The following is a 23,761-nucleotide window of genomic DNA, read 5'->3' as shown; positions in this document are numbered from 1 at the left end:
GAAGATGTTAATTGACAAAAAGGTATTCACTATTGCTTTTTTCTAAATTGAGAAGGTGTAGTACCTGTATGCTTTTTAAAATATGCAGAAAAAGAAGTACGGCTTTCGAAACTGAGATGATAACAGGTATCGTTTACACTGGCGCCTGCCTTTAGCATTTTTTTCGCTGCTGCAATACGTTTATCGTGCAGAAAGCGGAACGGCGTTTGGCCGTAGCAGGTTTTGTACAGCCTTAGCATATGAAACTTTGATAAGCAGCATTGGCTACAAATGAAATCGAGGTCTATATTGTTTGTGTAGTGCGTTTCAATAATATGTTTAGCCTGTATAATCTTATCCACTACATGTTTTGCCGGCAATACATTTTTTGTAAGCTCCAGTACTTTCTGGTGGTAGTATGTTGATGCAGGTAACAAAACTTTTATGTGCGATGTATTTGTGAAAGCAAAAATACAGACCAACTGTATCAGTTGATAATAAGCCTGGTCATTATTAAACAATGTGAATAACAGTTATTGACCTGGCTGTGTAGCAAAAGTTTGACAGCATTGCTGCTGCTATTTGCTGTGCAGTACAAGAGTGCGACGCAACAGGCGATGCTATTACTACAACTGCCCGGTACAAAATAAAAACAGCACTACCTGAACCAGTGCTGCCAATACTTGCGCAATAAAAAAGCAGCCACATGGCGGCTGCTTTTCGCAAACGCAGTAGTGTTTTTATTCCACCATTAGTTTATGTGTTTGTATTGATTTGCCTGCAATAACTGAAACGATATACATTCCCTTTTGCACGTTTGGTAAAGCAACCTGTTGCACGCTGCCTGCTGCCAGTTGTTGCTGCATGATCTTTTTGCCGGAAAGATCTGTAATAATCATGGTAATACTTTCCTGCATTTTGTAGCTGCCCAGGTTTAGTGTGAAATAGCCTTTGGCAGGGTTTGGAGAGAGCAACACTTTGTTACCTGCAGCGAGATTGTTGTGTTGTGGTGCAGCTTGTACAGCGTGGCGTTTTACTGCCAGTTTACGTTTTACAGTTACGGCTATTTGCCTGTTGCCAGATGCAAAAGATCGTTCTGTGATCCAAGCTTTGGGCAGGTTTGCCTGCGTGGCCAGCAGCTTCTTTATTCGGTTTTCACTTTTATCATCAGTGAGCATTTCTATGGATGGTGTAAAATCAATGGTGGTGGCACATGCATTGTTGGTGTAAGTTGCACGGTAACCAAAACTCCACGCATTGCTAAACGCGTCCCACGATTCGAATTTAAAATATTGCTGGGAGCCATCGCTGTAATAGCCACTGTTTACGCGAAAACCATTGATCCATCCGGCTGTTGCCACATCCCAAACTTCATTTCGTGCCCGCTCCACCAAATTGGCTGCGTTATAGTTTGTGGAAGTGCGTGATTGGTTAAGCCAGGACGACCCTGTGTAACTCTGGTACAACTGTTTTGTTGCCACCGCGGTGCCCGGTAAATAATCGTTGAAGCCGCGCTGTGACTTTACCCATACTGCATTAAATGGATCCCAATAGTAAGAAAATGACAACCCACCTTTTGAGTAATCGAATGTTGTTCTGCTGTTGTTTACCCAGGCATTATTGACGTAATACTGGTACACAAAATTGATAACACGTTGCTGGTCGTCGTAAGTGTTAAATGTTCGTGCCTGTGCTAACCAGCCCAGAGAGGCATCATACAAATCGAACTGGCTTGTGTTGGTTGTGCCATCAGCATTGAATTCAACGCGAATCCGAAAACTGTTGATCCATTGTTTGTTTACAAGATCCCAGCCCTGCGAAAGGTTTGTAAAATAGCGCCCGTCGCTGCTGTACGTATAAATTGAACGACCCGAATTTATCCAGCTACCGGCCAATGCATCCCATACCTGGCTTAGTATGCTGGCAACATTGCCCGCTTCATCGTACGTATATGTTGTAAGTGCCCTGGTCACGTAAGATGAAGTTGCCTCATCCCACGCCTGAAACAGGTTTGTTGCCACAGAACAATCAGGGTTTAGTGTTTGTATGTCGATACCATTTTTAACCCATACACCATTCTGTTTATTGTCAGAAAAAACGGTGTCTTTAACCTGTGCATTTGCAAGCACACAAACTGCCAATAGCAAGATGGAAAATGTAGACTTTTTCATACGCAATAGTTAAGTGATTTTAAATTGTATTTCCGGGGAATTACTGTAGCCTGACATCAATATATTTAAAATCGTTGCATATAAACAATTAGAGCCGGAAAATATTTTACTGTACCTGCGGCAGGAACATGTACGCCTTTATTGGTTTTATAATTGTATGCATGCCCGAATACAGGTCAAAGAACAGGATGGTGTGTGGGTGGGCTGTTGTACAGGTGGCATCGCCTGTTGTGTCACTCACTTATACGCCCGGGCCTTTATTGAGCTGTTCCAAACACCAAGGCATCTGCAGTTTGCATTGGCTTGAAACCAATGAAAGGAACGGTTCTTGTTAGCGGCATTTATAATACAGCGTAAAACAATAACCGCAGCCTGCAGCTCAATGCTTATTCTGCAGATGAACGGATTGCGACGCAACGATGCTTAACCGGAGTTGCTGTTGCCGGTATCACCATGACTTTTATAATGTAAAAAGGGCCGCGGTAAACCGCAGCCCGTTAAAAGTGGATGTCAACACTTTTTTTATTACACAAGATCGAACCTATCGAGGTTCATTACTTTATTCCATGCTGCAACAAAATCTTTTACAAACTTTTCTTTTCCATCGCTGCTTCCATATACTTCGGCAATGGCTCTTAATTCTGCATTGGAACCAAACACGAGGTCTGCACGTGTGGCGGTCCATTTTACCTCGCCTGTTGCACGATCGTGCCCCTGGTACAATTCCTTATCTTCTGAAGCTGCTTTCCACGTGGTATTCATGTCGAGCAGGTTAACAAAGAAGTCGTTGGTTAAGGTGCCGGGCTGCTTTGTGAAGACGCCGTGTGCCGACCCGTCGTAGTTGGCATTCAGTGCACGCATGCCGCCCACAAGCACCGTCATTTCAGGAGCGCTGAGTGTAAGCAACTGAGCTTTATCTACCAGCAATGCCTCCGTAGACACAGGTGATTTTTGTTTGCGGTAGTTGCGGAAACCGTCTGCAAACGGCTCGAGATAAGCCACTGATTCTACTTCGGTCTGTTCCTGCGAAGCATCCATACGGCCGGGCGTGAATGGCACCTGTATGTTGCTGCCGGCATCTTTCGCAGCTTTTTCAACTGCGGCGCAACCAGCCAGCACGATGAGGTCTGCAAGAGACACTTTTTTGCCGTTTGCTGCACTGGCATTAAATTCTGTCTGTATGCCTTCCAGCGTATCGAGTACTTTATTTAACCGTACAGGATTATTTACGCGCCAGTAACGCTGCGGTGCCAGGCGAATGCGTGCACCGTTGGCGCCGCCACGCTTATCTGACCCACGAAACGTAGAAGCCGCGGCCCATGCAGTGGAAACAAATTCTGATACACTTAAACCACTGCCAAGAATTTTTTCTTTTAACGCTGCCGTGTCTGTGTCATTAATCAATATATGATCCACGGCCGGTATCGGATCCTGCCAGATGAGTTCTTCCTGTGGTACATCCGGGCCAAGGTAGCGTGCACGCGGACCCATATCCCTGTGTGTTAACTTAAACCATGCACGTGCAAAAGCATCTGCAAAAGCTTCAGGATTTTCGAGAAAATGCCTGGATATTTTTTCATAAGCAGGATCAACCCTTAATGCCAGATCTGTCGTAAGCATGGTTGGTCTTTTGTTTGCGCCATTGAAAGCATCCGGGATAATATCGCCTGCATTTTTTGCAACCCACTGGTGTGCGCCGGCAGGGCTTTTTGTTAATTCCCATTCGAAACCGAAAAGGTTTTCAAAGAAATTATTGCTCCATTTTGTTGGTGTGGTGGTCCAGGTAACTTCCAGCCCGCTTGTTATGGTATCTGCTCCTTTTCCACTGCCGTAACTGCTGCTCCAGCCAAAACCCTGCAATTCCATTTCCGCAGCTTCGGGTTCTTTGCCAACATGGGTAGCAGGTGCTGCACCATGGGTTTTACCGAATGTATGCCCGCCTGCAATGAGTGCAACGGTTTCTTCATCGTTCATTGCCATGCGGCCAAATGTATCGCGTATATCTTTCGCGGCGGCCAGCGGATCGGGGTTGCCGTCAGGGCCTTCAGGGTTTACATAGATCAAACCCATTTGCACTGCAGCCAGCGGATTTTCAAGATCACGGGTATGTATTTTTCCGTCTGCGTTATCGTCTGATGAAACTACACCGTGTTCTTTTGGCACACCTTCTGAACCCTGAGCATAACGTATATCTCCGCCAAGCCAGGTTGTTTCAGAACCCCAGTATACGTCCTCCTGTGCCTCCCACTGGTCTTCTCTGCCGCCTGCAAAGCCAAAGGTTTTAAAACCCATTGATTCCAGCGCTACGTTACCGGTAAGTATCATAAGATCTGCCCAGGAAAGTTTGTTTCCATATTTCTGCTTTATTGGCCATAACAGTCTTCGGGCTTTATCCAGACTTACATTATCAGGCCAGCTGTTTAATGGCGCAAAGCGTTGCTGACCTGCACCGCCACCGCCACGGCCATCCTGCACACGATAGGTGCCTGCACTATGCCATGCCATGCGTATAAACAATGGTCCATAATGGCCGAAATCTGCCGGCCACCAATCCTGGGAATCTGTCATTAACTGGTGCAGGTCTTGTTTAACAGCCCCAAGATCCAGGCTTTTAAACGCTTCAGCGTAGTTGAAATCTTTGTCCATTGGATTGGACAGGGATGAATGCTGTCGCAGTATGTTCAGCTTTAGCTGGTTTGGCCACCAGTCACGGTTTCTTGTACCATTGCCTGCCACGCTTTGTCTCATTGTGCCGTTATGAAACGGACACTTACTGATGTCATTAGATTCCATAAAAAAATTTGATAAATGAGTTTATAATCCGGCAACAAATCAGGAAAAGTGCGCATACCTTTCCGTTAATTGACAAATGTAGAGCATTGAATATATAAGTATAATCAATTAATTTTATGCGTTAATAACATAAAACTATCATGACTTTAATTCAGTTGGAATATATAGTAGCACTGGACACACTTAAACATTTTGCAAAAGCGGCCGCCCACTGCCATGTAACACAACCTTCGTTAAGCATGCAGGTTCAAAAGCTGGAAGAGGAACTTGGGGTGCAGATCTTTGTACGTACAACGCCTGTAACTACTACTGATACCGGCCAACTGATTATACAACAGGCCAGGAAAGTATTGACAGAAGCCGCTAATATTCATGAATTAATAGAACAGGAAAAAAGTATTGTGGGCGGCAACCTGAAAATAGGCGTTATACCAACGCTAGCGCCCTACTTGTTGCCGCGCTTTGTTCAATCATTTACGCAAACATACCCCAAGGTAAAATTGAGCATTTACGATCTTACAACCGAAAACATCGTAAGACAATTAAAAAACGGGAACATTGATGCTGGCATAATGGCTACGCCGTTAGGTTATGCAGAACTAAAAGAGGACTTTCTTTTTAATGAAGAATTTGTTGCATATGTGTCTACCACACAAAAACTGTTTGACAAACGATTTTTGTTACCCACTGACATGGACATTAACAATATGTGGCTATTGGAAGAAGGGCACTGCCTGCGCAACCAGGTAATTAATTTCTGCGCAATTCAAAAAATAGCTTCTACGGAAAAACATTTTGAATACTCTGCAGGAAGTATTGAAACACTGAAACGATTTGTAGACACTAACGGAGGCATTACGTTACTACCAGAGTTGGCGACCTACGATATTTCTGACACGCAAAAAAATATGTTACGGTATTTCAAAAGCCCGGCACCCGTTCGTGAAATAAGCCTTGTAACGCTGAAGACTTTTAACAAAAGACGGCTCATCAATATTTTGAAAAACACCATCCTGGAAAACATTCCTGAACAAATGCTGCAAAAGAAAAAGGTGGATGTGATTGCTATATAGTACCCGGTGCAACTCTTGTGCTCCGATGAAATTGCGGCGTGTAGCTTACGCCGCCAGCCAATATTTACTTAAACACAAGTACGTTTTTGCATTCTAAAGCAGATTTTTACCATTTGCGCATTTTGCTTCGCAGCCAAAGATGCCATAAGTACTACAGATGAACGGAATGCGACGCAACGATGATGCTACGAAGAACCATTGCCCGTACCCAAAAAAGCGTTTGGCTGTTGCATATGCAATATTATAAGGTAATAAAAGCGTGTCCTCTATGCAAGGAACCAAATAAACCATGCTATAGATTGATGACTGCATTGCTGAATTAAGTCTAAATAAACTCACAAAATCTTACTTAAGCAGTTATTGAGAAATTTTAATAACACAACGCCGATAATGTATGGAGGCCTATTAATGTTTTTGGCTCTCCGTAGGACACATATTTACGTCCAACATCAATAACACCACAGGCACAGGATTACATGGCAGTGCCAACTATGGTGTACAGCTTGAAACCGACCTCCGCTATGGTTATATTACGTATGGCAGCACCAATTATAATGCAAGGGTGTATTATGGTGATCTTGTCATTACATTTAACAGACCTGTATCCAACCCGCTGTTGCATATTGGCGGTATTGGCGGAGACCAGTTTAACAATGGCGGTTTATATTACCAGGGATTTTACAATGAATATGAACTCGGCGCCACAGATATCAGTAACGGCATTACCATTACCGAGTTATCTGGAAACGCTTATTTCGATGCAACTACCTCCAATACTAAAATTGTAAACTCCAACACTGCGAATCCAACTTCTTACAGTAATAACTGGTTTGCATCAACGTCTTCGTCAGACAGTCATGGTTCTGCAGGTAGCGTAAGAATAAACACCGGTACTTCTTCTATCACAAGTATTACACTTAAAGTTTTTCTAAGAAGCAATGGTTTAACTTATGATCCTAATAAGGGTCCGAGGATTGTTGCTAAAGAACACTGGGCGCCGGCTGAAGATACAGGCGGGCATGTGGGTGATGGCAATGTTTTGACTTTATCATTGCAAACATATACGATTAGCGGAACGGTTTACAGGGATGGTAACGGGCTACCGATAACACAGTAAATGGAACTGCCACACAATATGCCGGCGGCACAACACAGTTATACGTATCTCTCGTTGACAAAAACAACAATGTTTTTGCGTCTACGCCGGTTTCAGGTGCCGGAACATATTCATTCGTAAACGTGGTCAGCTCCAGTAACTATAAACTTGTGCTTTCTACAAACGCCTCTGCAAAGTTACCCTCGCTGCCGTCCGGGTGGACGAATACCGGGGAAAACATTGGAGCTGCTGCGGGAAATGACGGCTTGCCTGACGGTACACTGGCAATACCATTGCTTATTAATACAGTGAGCAATGCAAACTTTGGCATCGTGAATTGCGCAGCGCTGGCAACAGCTTCTCCCGTTGTAACCGCCACTTCCAGTACCGGTGTTTACTGTGCTCAATCAGGATCTTCGCCCATCTTACTTAATGCCTCTGCAACCGGCGGCCTGAGCCCATATACATATGCATGGGCAGGCAGTGGTCTATCTAACCCGGCTACTCAGAACACAAGTGCAGTGCCAACAACAACAGGTAGCTATACCGTAACCGTTACAGATGCTGTTGGCTGCAAAGGGAGCGCTTTCACCAATGTTATTTACGATAATATTGTGCCATCTATCTCATGGAGTTGTGGTGACAATCCTGCATGGCTGCGGCTGATGGAAAATAACGGTGCAAGCTGGTTTTGGACCACCACTTCCGGCGGCAGGTTTTATACGAGTACAACTTACAGTACAACAGATGACAGCCCTGTTTCAAACTTAAAAATGCCTTACATAAAAAATACCGGGCAATACACTGTACAAATAACAAGTGCAAACGGTTGTATTGTTTCGGGGTCAATAACAGTGGGGGCCACACCGGCTTCGTGCAACATAGTTTTGGAGGATAATAACATTGATCTTCATGCACTGTGGGCTGGCAATAGTGTGCTGCTGAAATGGAACACGCCTATTACCAACGTTACCGCATTTACTTTGCAACGAAGCACTGATGCCGTAAGCTTTACAAATATTGCAAACATTGAACCCAACGAGTTTTTAACTTACAGCTATACGGATGTAACCTTACCTGAACCATGCACAAACATCTGGTACCGGGTAAAGACAACCGATATTTACGGCAAAGAAGTGATGGGTAAAACTGCGCATGTAACCTGTAAGCACTTACAGGAAAGCTCAATACTTGTAACGCCCAACCCAGTTACAAACGGCCAGTTTACACTTAACTATAAGATACCTGTACAGGGCACCATACATTACAACATCTATAACATGAATGGCAGGCTTTTACTTACCGGCACATTCGAAAACGCAGGCAGCAACGAACCGGGCAGCAAAACAATCGTGCTTCCACCGGGTGAACGGCAAGGTGTATATTTTATAACAATGTATAACGCGCAATGGATGAGTAAACCTGTAAAAATACTTGCATTAAAATAACTGCATTTAAAGACAATCAACCCACCCTTTATCAAAGAGAATGGCTTCCCCTGCACAGAGGTAGCCATTTGTATTAACAGGTCTGCTATCTGCTATCACATACCTGAACTACAGTTGATGGTTTTGCGCTGTAAGCTAATGAGCCCACAGATGCGATATGTTATACAGATGAACGTAATGCGACGCAACCGGGATGCCATATGCACAAATGCCGGCAGCCGTATAGTTTTTATACAAACACTCCCGACACTACATCAGCATATTTAAAAATAATGAACGTGTCCGCGTCTTATATCTTTATGTAGAAGTAATTTTTGTAGGCCGGCAGCAGTTCGTTGTGGCATCGCCTGTTGCCACGCTCGGTTCAACTTTTTATTTTCATGGCAACTGTAGCGTTCCGGTTATAAAACCATGATTTGCTGCAATCGCTCTATTGGCGAAATACCTTTTATAATCACCCGGCTTAAAACACATTAAGAATTAATATCAATTCTTAATAGCTGATATTAATTATTTTATCATAACACATTAATAATAATAGTAATACATGAGCGTATGTAATAATAATCCATTTCCTGTTTAAAAATCAAAGCCATGTACTACAATCATTGCCCGAAGCCGCGATTTACACTGGTAATCAAAAACCTGATACATGTTTATTTAAACCAATGTTTCGCCATTGCGTTCATACATAGACAGAAAAAAAGTTTTAAATGTGCCCTGATATTGATGACTACCATCTGGATTGATAATACTGAAGCAATTGGTCAAACCCAACTTGAACTCAATGCATCCAGTGCAAGCCTTACAGTAACAGGCCCAACAACTGCAAGTCAAACCGCTACATTTTTGAAAAACGATAATGGATCAACAGTGTTTAGTGCGGCTACACCAACTACTACTGTTAACTACGCCATTACAAACCAGGTGTACAGCGGCGGCACTTACCCCGGTATTTTTTTTGGCGGCACATCCTCCGGCCAAAATGTTGTGGCAGATAACATCTGGAAGAAAATGAATACTTATGGAGGTGCTACGAGTATCAGGTTTAGTTCCAATCCGTTTACAGGTGCAACACAAGGTATAGATGTAACATTAAACTATTGCATTGGCGCAATGATTTCGCCATACTATATGACGCAGTTATACAGGGCCACAAATCTGAATGCCAGGCCATATTATGGAGACATTACGATAAGTTTTAACCGGCCGGTACAAAATCCTGTACTACATTTTGCCGCTATAGGCGGGGAATTCAGCTCGGCTAATGGCTTGTTTCAACATGGTTTTTATACAGAGTTCGAACTTGGCACAGCGGAGGTGGCCGCTGGCTACACCTTTACCAGGTTATCAGGAAACACTTACTTTGGTGTGGGCAATAACACCCAGGTGATTAATACAAATACAACAATTCCTGCGAGCAATACGCCAGGTTATTTTACAGCAGAAACAACCCGGGGCTCAGACGGCAGCGTAAGACTTAATACGAATGGCACAAACATCTCCAGCATAGTGTTAAGGGTTTTTCTAAGAGGTATGCCTGGTGTAAATCCCACAAATACCCAGGCTTCATGGGGGCCCACAAACGGAGGTGTTGACGGGTATGTTGGCGATGTATTTACACTGTCAGCTACGTTACCGACTTACAATATTACCGGCACCGTTTATAATGATGCAGATGGCATGACCAATAACATTATTGACGGCACTGCTACACGCTATGCAGGCGGTACCACGCAGCTCTATGTTAACCTCGTCGATAACAACAACAATGTTTATGCCTCCACTGCTGTTAGCAGTACTGGTACCTATACATTTGCCAACGTCGTTGCTGCTGCCGGCTATAAACTTGTACTCTCTACCAGCAATGCGGTTACCACAGCCTCACTGCCCGCCGCATGGGCTTACACCGGGGAAAAAGAAGGTTCTGGTACCGGCAGTGATGGTACACCCAATGGTATATTGCCACTCGGCGTTCTCACTGCTGATGTAACTACAAGATTTGGTATCAGAAACTGTTCCTCGCCACCTGCCGTTACTGCCGCTGCAGGCACTGCACTTTACTGTGCACAGTCTGCAACCTCTCCCATACAACTTACTGCCACTCCCACCGGCGGACAAGCCCCTTACACTTATGCCTGGACAGGCAGTGGTATTTCCAACGCCACTATTCAAAACCCTACTGCCACTCCCGCTGCTGCAGGATCGTATACCGTGGCTATCACTGATGCGCTCGGCTGTAAGGCCTCCGCTTCTACAGGAAACATTACATACGATAATACTGTTCCTTCCATTTCCTGGAGTTGTGGTACTAACCCTGCATGGTTAAGGCTAAATGAAACCAATGGCACTACCTGGTACTGGACAACTGCATCCGGTGGTAAATTCTATCCTAACAATACCTATAACCCTGCACAGGATGCTACTACTTCTGCCTTGCAGCAACCTTATATTAAAGTTGCAGGGCCTTATACTGTAAAAATCACCAGTGTTAACGGTTGTACCAGTTCCGGCACTATTAACATGAGTGCCACGCCTGCAGGCTGTGCCACAGTGCTCGCAGATGAACACATCAGGCTTACCGCTGCATGGGCGGGTAATAACAATGTACTCGTAAAATGGAACACCCCACTAACAAACATCAGCAACTTTACCATTCAAAGAAGTACCAACGGTACAAACTTTACCGATATTGGCACCACTGAATACACGCAGCCTTCTGCTTACAGTTTTACTGATGTACGCATACCTGCCGGTTGCAGCAAACTGTGGTACAGGGTAAAAGCTACAGACCACAATGGCAGGGAAAACTTTAGCAGCGCAGCATCCTTAAACTGCAACGGCATTTCTGCGGGTAATATCTTTGTTGCCCCTAACCCGGTAGTAAATAAACAGTTTACCCTAAACTATAAAGTACCGGTTACAGGCAAACTAAACTACGAGCTTCTTTCTGTTGATGGCAAACGCATATTGGCAGGCATACTTGAAAACCCGGCACCAGGTGAAACAGCAAGCAAAACAATCGTATTACCTCCGCTTGAAAAAGGCTTGTATTTTTTAAGGGTAAGCAATCAACAATGGATCAGTAAAACAGTAAAGTTGATGATAGGCGAGTAAAATTCCGAAGTCTCATAAACAAAGGATATAAGGCGAAAGATTCATCAATGTGAAAGATATCTGATGCTGCAGACAATATGCGTCGGTTACTTCCCGATACAAAACTTGCTGAATATATAATCCAACATGTCTTCATTCGTTACCTGGCCGGTTATTTCGCCGAGATAATGCAGGCAACGCCTTATATCCAAAGCAAGCAGATCACTTGCCAGGTTATTGTTCATGCCCAGTCTTATATCTTCCAGGGAGGTTGCAACTTCTTTTAGTGCATGGTAATGGCGTGCATTCGTAACAATACTGCTTTCCGTTTGTATTTTGCCATGCAATACCGCATCTGTCATACGCTCTTTCAATGTTTCCGTATGTAAGCCGTCTTTTGCGGAAATAAAAATAATCTTGTCATAATGACCAAATATCCGGCGCCCTTCCGCGTCGTTCAGCCTGTCAATTTTGTTGGCCACCAATATATAGTTAAGAGATTGGGCCTTCATTTCCTGCACACGTGTTTCTATCTCGTCCGCATCATCCTGCACATCAAAAATGTATAATACAAGATCTGCCTGTTTCATTTTTTCTATACTGCGTTCTATGCCTGCCGTTTCAATGATGTCGCTGGTGTGTTTACGTATACCTGCTGTATCAATCAACCGGAACAATATGCCATCAATGTTCAGCACTTCTTCAATCGTATCCCTGGTGGTGCCCGGTATATCGCTTACTATTGCACGATTCTCATTCAACAAAGCATTCAGTAATGTAGACTTCCCGGCGTTTGGCTTGCCAATAATCGCAACACTTACGCCGTTCTTAATTACATTGCCCAACTGAAAAGAGCTAATCAGTTTGTGTACAGCTAATGCAGCTTCATTAACCACAGCATACAATGCAGACCTGTCTGCAAATTCCACATCTTCCTGAGAAAAATCCAGCTCTAGTTCTATCAGCGCGGCAAACTTCAGCAACTGCTCCCTCACGGCCTTTAACGCACCCGAAAAGCCACCACGCATGCTGCCGAGTGCTGCACGCTTAGATGCTTCGGTATTGCTCGCTATAAGATCAGCAACGGCTTCAGCCTGTGCAAGATCCAATTTACCATTTAAGAATGCCCGCTGCGTAAACTCGCCCGGTTTTGCCAGTCTTGCACCATTACTGGTAATCGCCTGCAACACCTGTTGCAAAATGTAGTTTGATCCGTGACAGGATATTTCAATCACATCTTCACCGGTATAAGATCTTGGCTCTTTAAATACTGCAACAACCGCTTCATCCAGCACTGTTTCATTATGCTTAAGCAGTCCTACATGCAGGGTATGCGACGGTTGAAGGGATATTTTTTTAGCAGGAAAAATGTTATCTGCAATGGCTAATGCGGCTTTACCACTTATCCTTATTACACCAATCGCACCAACACCAGGCGGTGTTGCCAGTGCGGCAATTGTATCGTCCCAACCAGTAAATTGTGTATGCATAATGAGTGTGCAAAAATAATGCATCGCCTACAACTCTTTGCTGCAGTTAAAAAACAACAGGTGATGCAAAAAATAAAAACTGACATGCTTTATTTTTTTTGGGAACCGGCAAAGGTTTTTATGGCATCGCCGGTTGTGTCACTCACTTGTACTGATGGTTTTTATGGCGGCTGCAGCGTTGTGTTTCGGCAATGTTCTTTCTATAATAAGTATCTTAAAAACGACAGGTGGCTTAAACAAAGCCTTCTTCACAACACAGTTTGAAGACCGGAAGATGGTATAACCGCAGCGCTACAGTCGCCATAAAAGTGGAACCCTGAACCGAGCGTGGCAACAGGCGATGCCACAACGAACTAAAGCCTGCTACCAAAAATACTCTTTTACAAAAGCCTGTTCGGTATATAAAAATGCTTACTCGGTATTTTTTTAAGCTGATAGTAAAATATAAAGTTGATCTTTAATTAAAGGAAATACCGGCTTTTTTTTACGCAAGACATAGCCAAAACAAACTTTTTATTTGAATTCACTACCGCAGATGGACGAATTAAAACGAAGCATAATAAGGTCTATGACCTATTTTGATATTTTTCATTACCCCATGACTTCGGCGGAAATAAGAGCGCACCTGGACATGCCGTGTACAGAACAGGAACTTGCCGGCGCACTTGCTGCTCTCATGAAAGAAAAAATACTTTTTAAAACACAGGGGTATTACCAGCTCAAACATGATGATTCTCTTTTAACTGCACGGCTTGCCGCAAATAAACTGGCTGAGAAACACCTTGTAAAAGCCAGGAAGATTGCTGCTTTTCTATCATGGTTTCCGTTTGTAAAAGGCATTGCCATATCTGGCTCTTTATCAAAAAAAGTTGCAACCAGCGACAGTGATTATGATTTCTTTGTTATTGCGGAAAAAGATTACCTGTGGATCTGTCGTTCTGTTTTCTTTACATTCATTAAACTGGTATCGCTGTTTGGTTTTAAAAAATACTTTTGTCTTAACTATACTGTTGACGAATCATACCTTGAGATAAGTGAAAAAAATATTTTTACTGCTACAGAAATTGCTACGCTGATGCCTGTTTACGGTATGCAATGCTTTGCCGGCTTTTTTGCGGCCAACGAATGGATATATCGTTTTTTTCCGAATCATCCGCCAATTGAATACAGGCATCCTGAAAAAAGTAAAAGCTTTACCAGCAGGCTCATAGAGAAAGTTTTCCGGAACAGGCGGGGGCAAAAAATTGATGATGCGCTGATGCGTTACTTTGAAAGACGGTGGGAGAAACTACAATCCAAACACGTAGTTACAAACAGCGGTTATGTACTGGGCAGCATGATGGTGGGCAAACATTACTGCAAACCTTACCCACAACATTTTCAGCAAAAAGTATTGAGCATGCACGAAGAAAAAATGCAAAAGCTGTTTAGTGCAATCGTGCTTAAATCCGTTGCGTAACGCCGCCGGTTATACGGGTATTCTATGCCGGAATCTTTCGAAGTACATGCCTGCTCTTGCCTTTACTGAGCGTAGTTTTAATTTGAGTTTATTGATTGGGCCCTGGTTGCGCAGGTACAACATTTCCTGCTGAATCCAGTTGATGGCATGCACGTAATAACGACGGCTGTAAGTGCGCGTAAAATCAATGTCTCTGTCTGTAGAGTTTTCCCATGCCAGTTCTTCTATAAAAAGATCTTCAACTTCGGTATACAAAGGCGTGCCTTTTATGGGATAGGCAACCGTTACCGTATAAAGGCTGGGGTTAGCATATTTCAAATGTTTGAGCGTTTCTTTAATATCACTTTCGTCTTCACCGGGGTAGCCAAGCATAATAAAAGTACCTGCTTCCATACCATATTGTTTTACCAGCCGTATCATATCTCGTACCTGTTCAACTTTTACGCGGCGGTCCATGGCATCGATAATTTTCTGCGAACCGCTTTCCGCACCAATCCAAACCCTGAAACAACCGCTTTGCTTGAGTAATTGCACAGACTCTTCTGTAAGCCTGTCGGCTCTTGTGATGATTTCGTATGGTATGTTAAGGTTTCTGACGCTTATCTCTTCAGCAAATTCACGCAGCCACCGTGGGTTAATGGTAAATACATCATCCACAAACCAGATCATGTCAAATGAATAATTTTCTTTCAACCATTGCATTTCATCAACCACCAGTTTGGGATTGCGCCTGCGGTAGCTGGTACCATAGACAGCGCGGCTGCACCATTTGCATGAGTAGGGGCAACCACGCATGGTACTTACATTTACCATACTGATGCCGTGCTTCGGCTTCCATGCATCAAAATACAACTGCATATTTATCTTTTTCCTGTTGGGAAAAGGAAGCTGGTTGATGTCCCTTATCAGGATGCGCTCTTCGTTGACCGTTACGTTATCGATTTCATTTTTGTAAGCGATTCCGGGAATAACACTCAGATCAGGCCGGAGGTGGCTTGTAAATGCATTTGCCAGCTCTACCATAGTATCCTCACCTTCACCAAAAACAATAACATCTGCGCCATATGCCAGGAATTTTTCTTTGTGGTTACGCACTTCAGGGCCGCCCAGGATAATTTTTGTATTGCTTAATGCGGGTTCATTTTTAACGAATGCAATAATCTTCAGCACATTCAGCTTGGTCATTAAGTTTGTATAAATACCAAGCATACGTGGTTTTTCCTGCAATAAAAAATGCTCAAGTTTTTGTAGTGTGGCAAATGTTGAATCGAAAACTTCGTTTGCAATACCATGCATATCCAGGTAACCTGAAATGTACAAAATACCCAATGGTGGGTACGGCCGCATGATCTCTCTCTCTTTTGGGTCTTCTGCTAAAAAGTAACCATGTGTAAGCACAATATTCATTAATTCTTATTTCTTTTTTAGTACAGTACAATAATGGTCAGATAACAAACTCAGCCATTCCCGGCTGTTAATTTTTTTTTCCAGCTTACCCAATCGTTTTAACCATGCCGGGTGCTTCTCAAAAAAAGACTCCAGGTAAGATGGTGGCACAAATAAACCTACTGCATGGCTGTAACAATGATGATAATGACCAAACAATTTATTCAACGAACCCGGCGTATAGTAGTGAACAGGTATTGTGTTGCCATTTACGGTAAATGTTGATTCGCCCTTTATGCGGCGTATGGCAGTCTTCCATTTTCCGGCAAGCAGGTGATACGTTGTTTCCCACACGCAAAACTTACCCATCACCACAAAAAAAAGCGTTGCATTTTCATTTGTAATACGCGCAAGATCTTTATCAAGCTGCCGGAGTTCCTTTTTATCTATGCAATTTAGTCCGCCAAAATTTGAAAATACAAGATCGAATGTTGTATTGAAATTGTAGCCGCTAAGCTGAGCAAAGCTTAATTGCAGGAACTGCAGGTTGTCTTTAACACCGTCATGTATTTTTTGCGTAGCCTGGTCTATCATTACAGCAGATGCATCTGTTGCAATTACGTGATGCCCCAAGGTAGCAAGACGTAATGCATCTACACCCGTACCGCAATTTATCTCCAATATACGCAAAGGTTTTTGGTGGCTGCCAAGTAACGGCAACAGCTTACGCCAAACGCCTTCCCTTTGTAATTTGCCAATCTCCGAGAAAGAGAATGCTTCGTCATACGTTTCAGCCATTACATCAAAAGGCATTTGTGGCAATATGGTTTGGTCAGAATTCAAACGCCTTCAATTTTTTTCGCTGAATAAACTCATCATAAAAATAGTATGGTAAACGTATCACTTTTCTCAGCTCTTTTAGCGTAGATGCATTGCTGAATATGGCTTTACATGCGTGCAAACCAGCGGCTTTTCTGAAACTTGCATGTACATAACGGTGTAAAGATTTATAAAAAGACGGATGGTAAGTATTTTTAAACATCAAAGCTAATTCGTCAGAATCAGTCCAGTTTGCTTTTTCTTTCAACTGAGACTGAACCTGCTCAAAAAACTTGGTGCCCGGTAACGGGTAAGAAACAGAAATACCCATGTCGTATGGCAATAGTGTATTGATCATTTTAATGGTGGCCGCGATATCTTCTTTTGTTTCACCCGGGTACCCAAACTGTATAAAGAAGCAGGGCTTCATCCCATATTTTTTAATAAGTCTTGTCGCTTCATAAATCTGCTCAACAGAGGTGCCTTTATCCATGGCGTCAAGTATCTTTTGGGAACCACTTTCAGCGCCCATCCAGATCATGTCACAACCCGCCCGTGCAAGATCCTGTATATAATTTTCCTGCAATAAAAGATCTGCCCTGGCCTGTATTTTAAATCTTAATTGCAAACCTGCCTGCTGTAACAGTGTTGCAAAACTATTGACCCAACCTGGTTTTAACCCAAAAATGTCATCGCAGAACCAGATATGGTCATACCCGAATTTTTCTTTTAGTAAAGTCAATTCCTGCACAACATTTTCAGGCGAACGTGAATTGTACCTGTTGCCGTATATAGGTTTGGCGCACCAGTTACATTTAAAAGGGCAACCACGTGTTGTTCCCATATTTAAAGAAAAATAACCCGCGTTATCCAGCCACATTTTTTTGTACGGGGCTATATCAATAATATCCCACGCAGGAAAGGGTAACTGGTCCAGTTCCTTTATCACGTTGCGCTTTAAAGTCTTTATAGTTGTACCATGCTGCCTGAACGCCAAACCCTGGATGGATGCAAAATTCTTTTCCTGTGCTTCCAATGCGTTAATCAATTCTTTAAGGGTTATTTCTGCCTCTCCTATCAATATGAAATCGGCACCTTTATCAAGGTATTTTTCAAAGTGATCTGTAGAGTCTGAACCTGATACAATAACGGTACATCCTTTTTGCCTGGCGAACGCGATCATGTCAAATGCAGCCTCACGCATGTTTGTAAGGCACATTTTGGTCAGGTAGTTAAAGCCATCATCATAAATAACAAAATAAGCGGGCTTTTGCTGTTCAATATAAGGAACAACTTCAGAAGCGTCGTGCGCAAACATGCTATCAAACAATGTTACATGGTGGCCCTCCTGTTGCATTACCGCGGCAGCATACAACGTGCCCAATGGCGGATAAGGCTGGGCTGTCTTCCATTGTTTGGGATCAAACCTGAGAAAATAAGAATGTGAGAAAAGAATAGCACTCATTGTCCGCAAGTTAACAGCTTTTGTATGAATAAAAAGTCATTGTAGCAGAACAGGTAAATAACAAATATAAAATAGCAAATAGTACTTTTGAAAGCGTAACATAACAGAAAGCGATCCATCTTATTTATTGTTTGTGATTGAAATAAGCGTAGTAATACCAACATGCAACAGAAAGGCAAGAGTAATATCATTGCTCCGGAATTTATCGGCATCAACTTATCCGTTTAAAGAAGTCATCCTGGTTGATTCGGGTGAAGATCGCTTCGCAAAGGAAGAACTGGATCAATTTATTCCTTTGAACATTACTTACCGCAATACCGCAAAATCTGTTTGCCTGCAGCGAAATACAGGTATTTCTCTTGCTACAACAGATTGGGTATTTGTATGTGACGATGACATTGAAGTTCCTCTGACATACGTGGAAAAAATCATTACCCATATCAATAATTACCCGGATGCATGCGCAATTTCCGGGGTGGTACTGCAACAGGAAAATGGCCGGTGGCAATCTAAATATCCTGTTACATCTGTTGTCACATTGTTATGGAAATATTTCTTCTGTCAGAGCATCTGGGGAGATATAGCATGCAACGATACCCTGCTCAGCAGGGGCATAAAAAAATATTACGCGGCAAGGAAAAATTTTATCACAAAAGCCGGCTGGCCCGTATTAACAGATTTTGCAGGTTCATATTTCCATGCTCCTGTCTACGGCCTGGGGGCTTCGGTAATCAGGAGATCCTTTTTACTTAAGTTTCCTTACGAAGAAAAACTTGACAAACACGGGATAGGCGACAACTATGGTTTATCAATCAACCTTCCTGCCGGCAGTATACACGTGTTAAATAATGCATATGTGTATCACCACCAGGAAAAAATAAACCGCCTGCAAAAAATACCCCAACACTACAGGAGAGTAATGGCGCTCGATTACTTCAGGACAACGAATAAACGACTGGGATTTGTAAAAAAAAGGTATTTGCTTTGGTCAGTCTTTGGCCATATGCTGCTCGCCGCCGTTCACCTCGAAAGGGATATGGTGCTTGTTAATCTAAAGTTGATACTACAAATTGGAAGTGGCAAAAATATTTATGCCGCCAGGAAATAATTTTTGTATTGCTTCACTCAATCATTCACTGCTGCTAATCTGCCTGCCATTATTTTTTTGTAATGCTCAATTGCTGTCAAAGCTATGGCTTCGAAGGTGAGATGATGACGGTAAAATTTTATACAACTTTCCGCTTGCTGTTGTAAAGGTTTATGTAAGACTTCGTTTACCGCAGCAATAAGCGCATCAGCATTGCCTGCCTCCCATAATTTTCCCAGCGTACCATTGTCAGTCATTACACGAAAACTTGGAATATCTGTCACAACGGGTACACATCCAAAGCTCAGAGATTCACTTAATGCAAAACCACTTCCTTCATAATGACTGCCTAACACAAAATAATCAGCGCAACTGTAATAATGCACCATTAAATCACGGGGTACTTTACCAACAAGCACAACGTTATTCCTTAGTGCCGGCGACTGTACAATCCTCTGCTCCACTTCAGCAATTAGTTTTTTGTTGTGATAAATCATGTAAAGGAAGCCGGTGTTCAACCCGGTAAAAATCACCTCGAAAGCATTTAATATGGTAAGCGGATCTTTGTTTTCATCCAGCGCGCCAACCCATAAAAAAACGGGCTTCCCTTTTAGTCCAAATGCCTTGCGTGCAGCGTCCCGGTCTGCGTATGTATATGTCCGGTTTGCATCCAGTGTAGCAACATCAAATACAGGACAGCTTTCCATTACCGGCATTACTTTTTTACGAAGCCTGTCATGTTTAAACCAATGACTGCCCTGTTCAAAAGCAGTAAAAAAAAATGCATCAGCAAAGTGTGCCAGCCTGGTCAATATTTTTATCGCGAATCCCCTACCAACTTTACCTCCATGATTTTGCACCACAATACCAGTTTTACGTGGCAATAGTATCCTCAATACAAAAGCAGGAAAGCTAAAGGGAAATGAATGCAAATGAACAATGTCTGCATTCGCCCGGACAATGCTACGCAGAAAAGACAGAGGCATTTGCCACAACCGAAGCTCCCCTTTAAATTTATCTTTCACAAAAACATACTGCACACCATTTTTTACAAATGATGCATCCCGGTGAAATCGTTTCAAAACAACAACGTCCACGCCATTTCTCTGAAGGGCTTCTGCCCAGCCAACCGTGGTATAATGAACCCGTAAAAGCTCTTCTTCGCTTTCCACAAAATCATCATAATAAAAAGATATATCTGCAGCACGCATGTGATAACAGTTAATAGTTATGAGCCCGGCTTTGGGTTAATAATGTAGCTTTTGTTGCGTCGCACTCTTGTACGTTCTGATCAATGGGCATCTTCGAAGCGCTTTCAAAAAGTCGTTTCAAAACATAACACGCGATGCCTGCATCCAAAAAACCTATAGCGTTTTACTGCATGTTACTACATTATATGTGGCCAAACAATTTTATTACCTCCTGTGCAGTGTTATCAATGTTTTGCACAACAACCCGTTTGTGATCCCGCTTATCAGCGCTTAACAGGCTTATCAGCATGTTTACCATTTCTTCTTTGTCTGCCACGTTATACCAATGCTCTACAGGTTTGTAGATAGGCTTGCAAAAACTAATTACATATGCTCCCGCATGCAGTGCTTCTGTACAAACCGTTCCAAATCCCTCATAGGCAGAAGTATGCAACAAAATTTTTGATCGGGTCATGTATTGCAAAACTGATGCATGCTTTGCCTGGCCGGTCATTTCTATGTTTGCGGTTAGCCCGAGATTTGCGATCATTTGCTCAATTTTTGCACGCTCTTCACCATCTCCGCATAAGACCACTTTAACATCCGGCCTTTGCTTTTTCACCTGTGCAATAACTTCAACAAATATGTCATACTGTTTCGAAGCATGCAGGTTACCTGCTCCCAATATATCAATATCTCTTTGCATACTGTTGGCAGCAAACAATCCAGCATCAGTTCCGTGGTAAATAACATGGGCGGGCATTATACCATGATTACTATAAAATTCATCTTTTAGAAAATCTGATGCTGCCACCAGTCCATTCCCGGTTGGTTTGATTTTCTTTACATACGTATTAGATTTTTTTGCGTCTCCTCCCAGCAACCAGCAATAGTGTTTTACCTGGTATTTCGTTGCTGCTTTCTTCGCCACAAAGGCACATTCGTGACACCACATGCTGAATATGCCTTTTATATTATATGTCTTCTGAATGCGACCAACCTGCTGTAAGATTTGAAACCACATCATCAGCCTCGCAAAACGTTTCTTGTAAAAACCATCAAAAGCAAATATTTTGTTTCCATACCAGTCATATTCCTTCCGTGAAGCCGGTGCCTGGAAAGCAAACACAATGATCTTTAGCCCGGGGCTGTTGCGGTTCACCGCTTTTACAAATGCCTGCAGCCAGGGCAACCAATACTCGTCCTGCTCATCTTTTGGAAAAGCCGGAGTGAAAATTACCAAAGCATCCTGTTTACGCATCCAGTGAAATAATATTGGTACAAAAATGCAGGTTTGCTTTGTTATGCGTTACAAGAATTACAATCCTGCCTTCGTCTGCCAGTTGCCTGAAATATTTCATAATGGATAGCTCAGCAGCTTCATCCAGTTCATTAAAAGGTTCATCTAAAATAATTACATTGCTATTTTTATAAAGTGCCCTGGCAATTGCCAAACGCTGTCTCTGGCCACCACTTATGTTTCTGCCGTTTTCCGTAATCATTCTGTCAAGACCCTCAGGAAAGCTATTGACAAAATCGGAAAGCAGGCTGTGCTTTATGGCATTTTCCAACAACGGTTCATCCCATTTATCTTCCAGTAAGGTAATGTTTCTGCGTATTGTGTCGTGTAAAAGAAATGCTCCCTGTTTGGCGTATGAGATGTCCTGCCAGTACATTTTCCTGTTTGCTTCGTTAACAGGATTTCCGTTTACCCTGATAGCTCCTTTAACTGGTTGCAGAAATCCGAGTAAAAGGTTGATCAACGTCGTTTTGCCTTTCCCTGAAGCACCGGTAACTGCCGTAAATGACGAAACTGTAAAACTGCAATTGAAATGATCAAAAATGATTTTATTGTCATAGCTGAAACATACATCGGTTGCAGTAACGGAAACGATCGTTTCTTCTTTCCGGGGCTTGCTGTTGTTTTGAGGCGGCTTATTATTTTTAAGCAATTCATCTACCGTATAATAATAAGTTTTGATGGTATTGCTGACGTTGATTATCCTGGATATACCAGGGATGATTTTATAAGCAGCCGCCATATAAGCCCCTAACGTGAAGAAGACAAGTGCGTTTCCGCTGTCATTGTATTGACCTGCTAATATAAATACAAACAATCCGAAGATGGCAAACACTTCAAAAAAGCGGGAAGGTATAGCTTGTGTTATCTGGAGATCGGCAACGTAATTATTAACCACAGATTGCGTTTTATTGTACCTGTCAGCAAGCAATAAATTTTTATTGTACAGATTGCTTTCTACATAACCGGCAAGCGCCTCATGAAGAAACTGGATGTTCTGCTCATTAGCAGTACTGATGTTTTTCCTGATGCCCGACAAGCGCTTTTTGGTGATATATGACAGGAAACCGATAGCGGGCAATAGTACAATAGCGATGATAAGAAGCAATTTTGCATCGTAAATCAACAAGGCTGTTATAGTTAAAATTACCAGGCTTGCTTCTGTAATAACCTGTAGTACGCCTGACAATACGAAATGAGCAAACTCTACGGGCTGAAAACAGATTGTTCGCGTATATGCCGCAGAATCTGTCATTGTGTAAGCGGAATACTCACCCTCAAGGTATAAAAGCAGGTTTTTCTCTGATATGCCGGATGCCACATTGTTAATAAACCGGTAATGAGCTTTTGAAACATAATACCCAAGTATACTTTTAACTAAGAAAACTGCCAGTAACAGTATACCAGGTATCAATACATGGTCTTTATTATGCGAAAAGAAGGAAGAAAGTATGTTTACCCCGGTGGTTTGGGGAGAATAAAAATTGATAACCACAAAAAGAAAAAAGATCGAAAAAATATCTGCTATGCCAGTAAAGATGTTGAGCGCAGTCAGGTAACCAAGTTTTCTTTTCTCGTCTTTGGAAAGAATGACACTGATATTGCGAAGCAGTTTTTTCAATAAAGCCTGGTTGATGTGAAGCGGCAATTTATAGGATATAAGAAAAGAAAAAAAATTAAGTGTACCGGGCCGGTCATTGGCATGTTTGTGACAGTGCAACTGCTACACCCGCATCGATGTTGAATAATGGTTTGCAGATGAAGTGTGCGACGCAAGGGACGATGCCATGTAAACCAATAGCCGAAATCATGAAAAAAAACTCCTGCTTCTTTACGGGTAATGGCTTATAATGCCAGCCGTACTTTGCGTATCGTTTGCAAACTGTGCTGTAATGATTTACTTTTGCCG

16 protein-coding genes are annotated in these 23,761 nt (G+C 42.7%); 6 read left to right on the top strand and 10 right to left on the bottom strand.

What is annotated here, in order from left to right:
* Positions 1 to 29: 29 nt before the first annotated feature.
* From I5907_RS14710 to katG, 3 genes are all read right to left on the bottom strand, one after another.
* Positions 30 to 416, bottom strand: a complete 387-nt coding sequence (locus I5907_RS14710; protein WP_196991571.1) for a helix-turn-helix domain-containing protein — start codon at positions 414 to 416, stop codon at positions 30 to 32.
* Positions 417 to 719: 303 nt separating this feature from the next.
* A complete protein-coding gene (locus I5907_RS14705) occupies positions 720 to 2,150 on the bottom strand; it encodes a T9SS type A sorting domain-containing protein (RefSeq protein WP_196991570.1) in 1,431 nt (476 codons plus the stop codon).
* Positions 2,151 to 2,675: 525 nt separating this feature from the next.
* A complete protein-coding gene (gene katG / locus I5907_RS14700; RefSeq protein ID WP_196991569.1) occupies positions 2,676 to 4,943 on the bottom strand; it encodes a catalase/peroxidase HPI in 2,268 nt (755 codons plus the stop codon).
* Positions 4,944 to 5,083: 140 nt separating this feature from the next.
* Here katG and I5907_RS14695 point away from each other — a divergent pair, with 140 nt between their 5' ends.
* From I5907_RS14695 to I5907_RS14680, 4 genes are all read left to right on the top strand, one after another.
* Positions 5,084 to 6,016: a hydrogen peroxide-inducible genes activator gene (locus tag I5907_RS14695; RefSeq protein ID WP_196991568.1), complete on the top strand. Its 933-nt coding sequence runs from the start codon at positions 5,084 to 5,086 to the stop codon at positions 6,014 to 6,016.
* 562 nt (positions 6,017 to 6,578) lie between these two features.
* A complete protein-coding gene (locus I5907_RS14690; protein WP_196991567.1) occupies positions 6,579 to 7,133 on the top strand; it encodes a hypothetical protein in 555 nt (184 codons plus the stop codon).
* A gap of 149 nt (positions 7,134 to 7,282) precedes the next feature.
* Positions 7,283 to 8,560, top strand: coding sequence for a T9SS type A sorting domain-containing protein (locus I5907_RS21935; protein WP_196991566.1), 1,278 nt, complete (start codon positions 7,283 to 7,285; stop codon positions 8,558 to 8,560).
* Between the two features lie 729 nt (positions 8,561 to 9,289).
* Positions 9,290 to 11,677, top strand: a complete 2,388-nt coding sequence (locus I5907_RS14680; RefSeq protein WP_196991565.1) for a T9SS type A sorting domain-containing protein — start codon at positions 9,290 to 9,292, stop codon at positions 11,675 to 11,677.
* 86 nt (positions 11,678 to 11,763) lie between these two features.
* Here I5907_RS14680 and mnmE read toward each other — a convergent pair whose 3' ends face one another.
* Positions 11,764 to 13,146 (bottom strand): tRNA uridine-5-carboxymethylaminomethyl(34) synthesis GTPase MnmE, encoded by a 1,383-nt coding sequence (gene mnmE / locus I5907_RS14675; protein ID WP_196991564.1) that lies wholly within the window; start codon positions 13,144 to 13,146, stop codon positions 11,764 to 11,766.
* 517 nt (positions 13,147 to 13,663) lie between these two features.
* Between mnmE and I5907_RS14670 the strand changes: the two genes are divergently transcribed.
* Complete coding sequence (locus tag I5907_RS14670) at positions 13,664 to 14,605, top strand: nucleotidyltransferase family protein (protein WP_196991563.1); 942 nt, start codon at positions 13,664 to 13,666, stop codon at positions 14,603 to 14,605.
* Positions 14,606 to 14,614: 9 nt separating this feature from the next.
* On the opposite strand, the gene I5907_RS14665 is transcribed toward I5907_RS14670, so the two are convergent.
* From I5907_RS14665 to I5907_RS14655, 3 genes are read right to left on the bottom strand one after another with little or no spacing between them, the layout of a single operon-like run.
* Positions 14,615 to 16,012: a B12-binding domain-containing radical SAM protein gene (locus I5907_RS14665; RefSeq protein ID WP_196991562.1), complete on the bottom strand. Its 1,398-nt coding sequence runs from the start codon at positions 16,010 to 16,012 to the stop codon at positions 14,615 to 14,617.
* Between the two features lie 6 nt (positions 16,013 to 16,018).
* Complete coding sequence (locus I5907_RS14660) at positions 16,019 to 16,834, bottom strand: class I SAM-dependent methyltransferase (RefSeq protein ID WP_196991561.1); 816 nt, start codon at positions 16,832 to 16,834, stop codon at positions 16,019 to 16,021.
* Positions 16,824 to 18,275: a B12-binding domain-containing radical SAM protein gene (locus I5907_RS14655; RefSeq protein ID WP_196991560.1), complete on the bottom strand. Its 1,452-nt coding sequence runs from the start codon at positions 18,273 to 18,275 to the stop codon at positions 16,824 to 16,826. Before I5907_RS14655 ends, I5907_RS14660 begins: the two co-directional genes overlap by 11 nt.
* A gap of 133 nt (positions 18,276 to 18,408) precedes the next feature.
* Here I5907_RS14655 and I5907_RS14650 point away from each other — a divergent pair, with 133 nt between their 5' ends.
* Positions 18,409 to 19,383 carry a glycosyltransferase gene (locus tag I5907_RS14650; RefSeq protein WP_196991559.1) on the top strand — a complete coding sequence of 325 codons (975 nt, stop codon included), beginning with the start codon at positions 18,409 to 18,411 and terminating at the stop codon, positions 19,381 to 19,383.
* A 17-nt stretch (positions 19,384 to 19,400) separates the two neighbouring features.
* On the opposite strand, the gene I5907_RS14645 is transcribed toward I5907_RS14650, so the two are convergent.
* The 3 genes from I5907_RS14645 to I5907_RS14635 form a co-directional block, all read right to left on the bottom strand.
* Positions 19,401 to 20,573, bottom strand: coding sequence for a glycosyltransferase family 4 protein (locus tag I5907_RS14645; protein WP_196991558.1), 1,173 nt, complete (start codon positions 20,571 to 20,573; stop codon positions 19,401 to 19,403).
* Positions 20,574 to 20,754: 181 nt separating this feature from the next.
* Entirely contained in the window at positions 20,755 to 21,813 is a 1,059-nt protein-coding gene (locus I5907_RS14640; protein WP_196991557.1) for a glycosyltransferase family 4 protein, read from the bottom strand.
* A complete protein-coding gene (locus I5907_RS14635) occupies positions 21,806 to 23,473 on the bottom strand; it encodes an ATP-binding cassette domain-containing protein (RefSeq protein WP_196991556.1) in 1,668 nt (555 codons plus the stop codon). The genes I5907_RS14640 and I5907_RS14635 overlap by 8 nt, the downstream gene beginning before the upstream one ends.
* Positions 23,474 to 23,761: the final 288 nt, after the last annotated feature.

This window comes from Panacibacter microcysteis (assembly GCF_015831355.1).
GTDB classification, from domain to species: Bacteria; Bacteroidota; Bacteroidia; order Chitinophagales; family Chitinophagaceae; genus Panacibacter; species Panacibacter microcysteis.
The sequence above is the reverse complement of the archived record's forward strand: the minus strand, read 5'-3'. Positions and strand labels throughout refer to the sequence as shown.

Excerpts from the sequence above, each read along its gene's own strand:
- I5907_RS14705 (WP_196991570.1), bottom strand. The coding sequence starts at position 2,150 with ATGAAAAAGTCTACATTTTCCATCTTGCTATTGGCAGTTTGTGTGCTT.
- katG (WP_196991569.1), bottom strand. The coding sequence starts at position 4,943 with ATGGAATCTAATGACATCAGTAAGTGTCCGTTTCATAACGGCACAATG.
- I5907_RS14695 (WP_196991568.1), top strand. The coding sequence starts at position 5,084 with ATGACTTTAATTCAGTTGGAATATATAGTAGCACTGGACACACTTAAA.
- I5907_RS14680 (WP_196991565.1), top strand. The coding sequence starts at position 9,290 with ATGACTACCATCTGGATTGATAATACTGAAGCAATTGGTCAAACCCAA.
- mnmE (WP_196991564.1), bottom strand. The coding sequence starts at position 13,146 with ATGCATACACAATTTACTGGTTGGGACGATACAATTGCCGCACTGGCA.
- I5907_RS14665 (WP_196991562.1), bottom strand. The coding sequence starts at position 16,012 with ATGAATATTGTGCTTACACATGGTTACTTTTTAGCAGAAGACCCAAAA.
- I5907_RS14655 (WP_196991560.1), bottom strand. The coding sequence starts at position 18,275 with ATGAGTGCTATTCTTTTCTCACATTCTTATTTTCTCAGGTTTGATCCC.
- I5907_RS14645 (WP_196991558.1), bottom strand. The coding sequence starts at position 20,573 with ATGCGTGCTGCAGATATATCTTTTTATTATGATGATTTTGTGGAAAGC.
- I5907_RS14640 (WP_196991557.1), bottom strand. The coding sequence starts at position 21,813 with ATGCGTAAACAGGATGCTTTGGTAATTTTCACTCCGGCTTTTCCAAAA.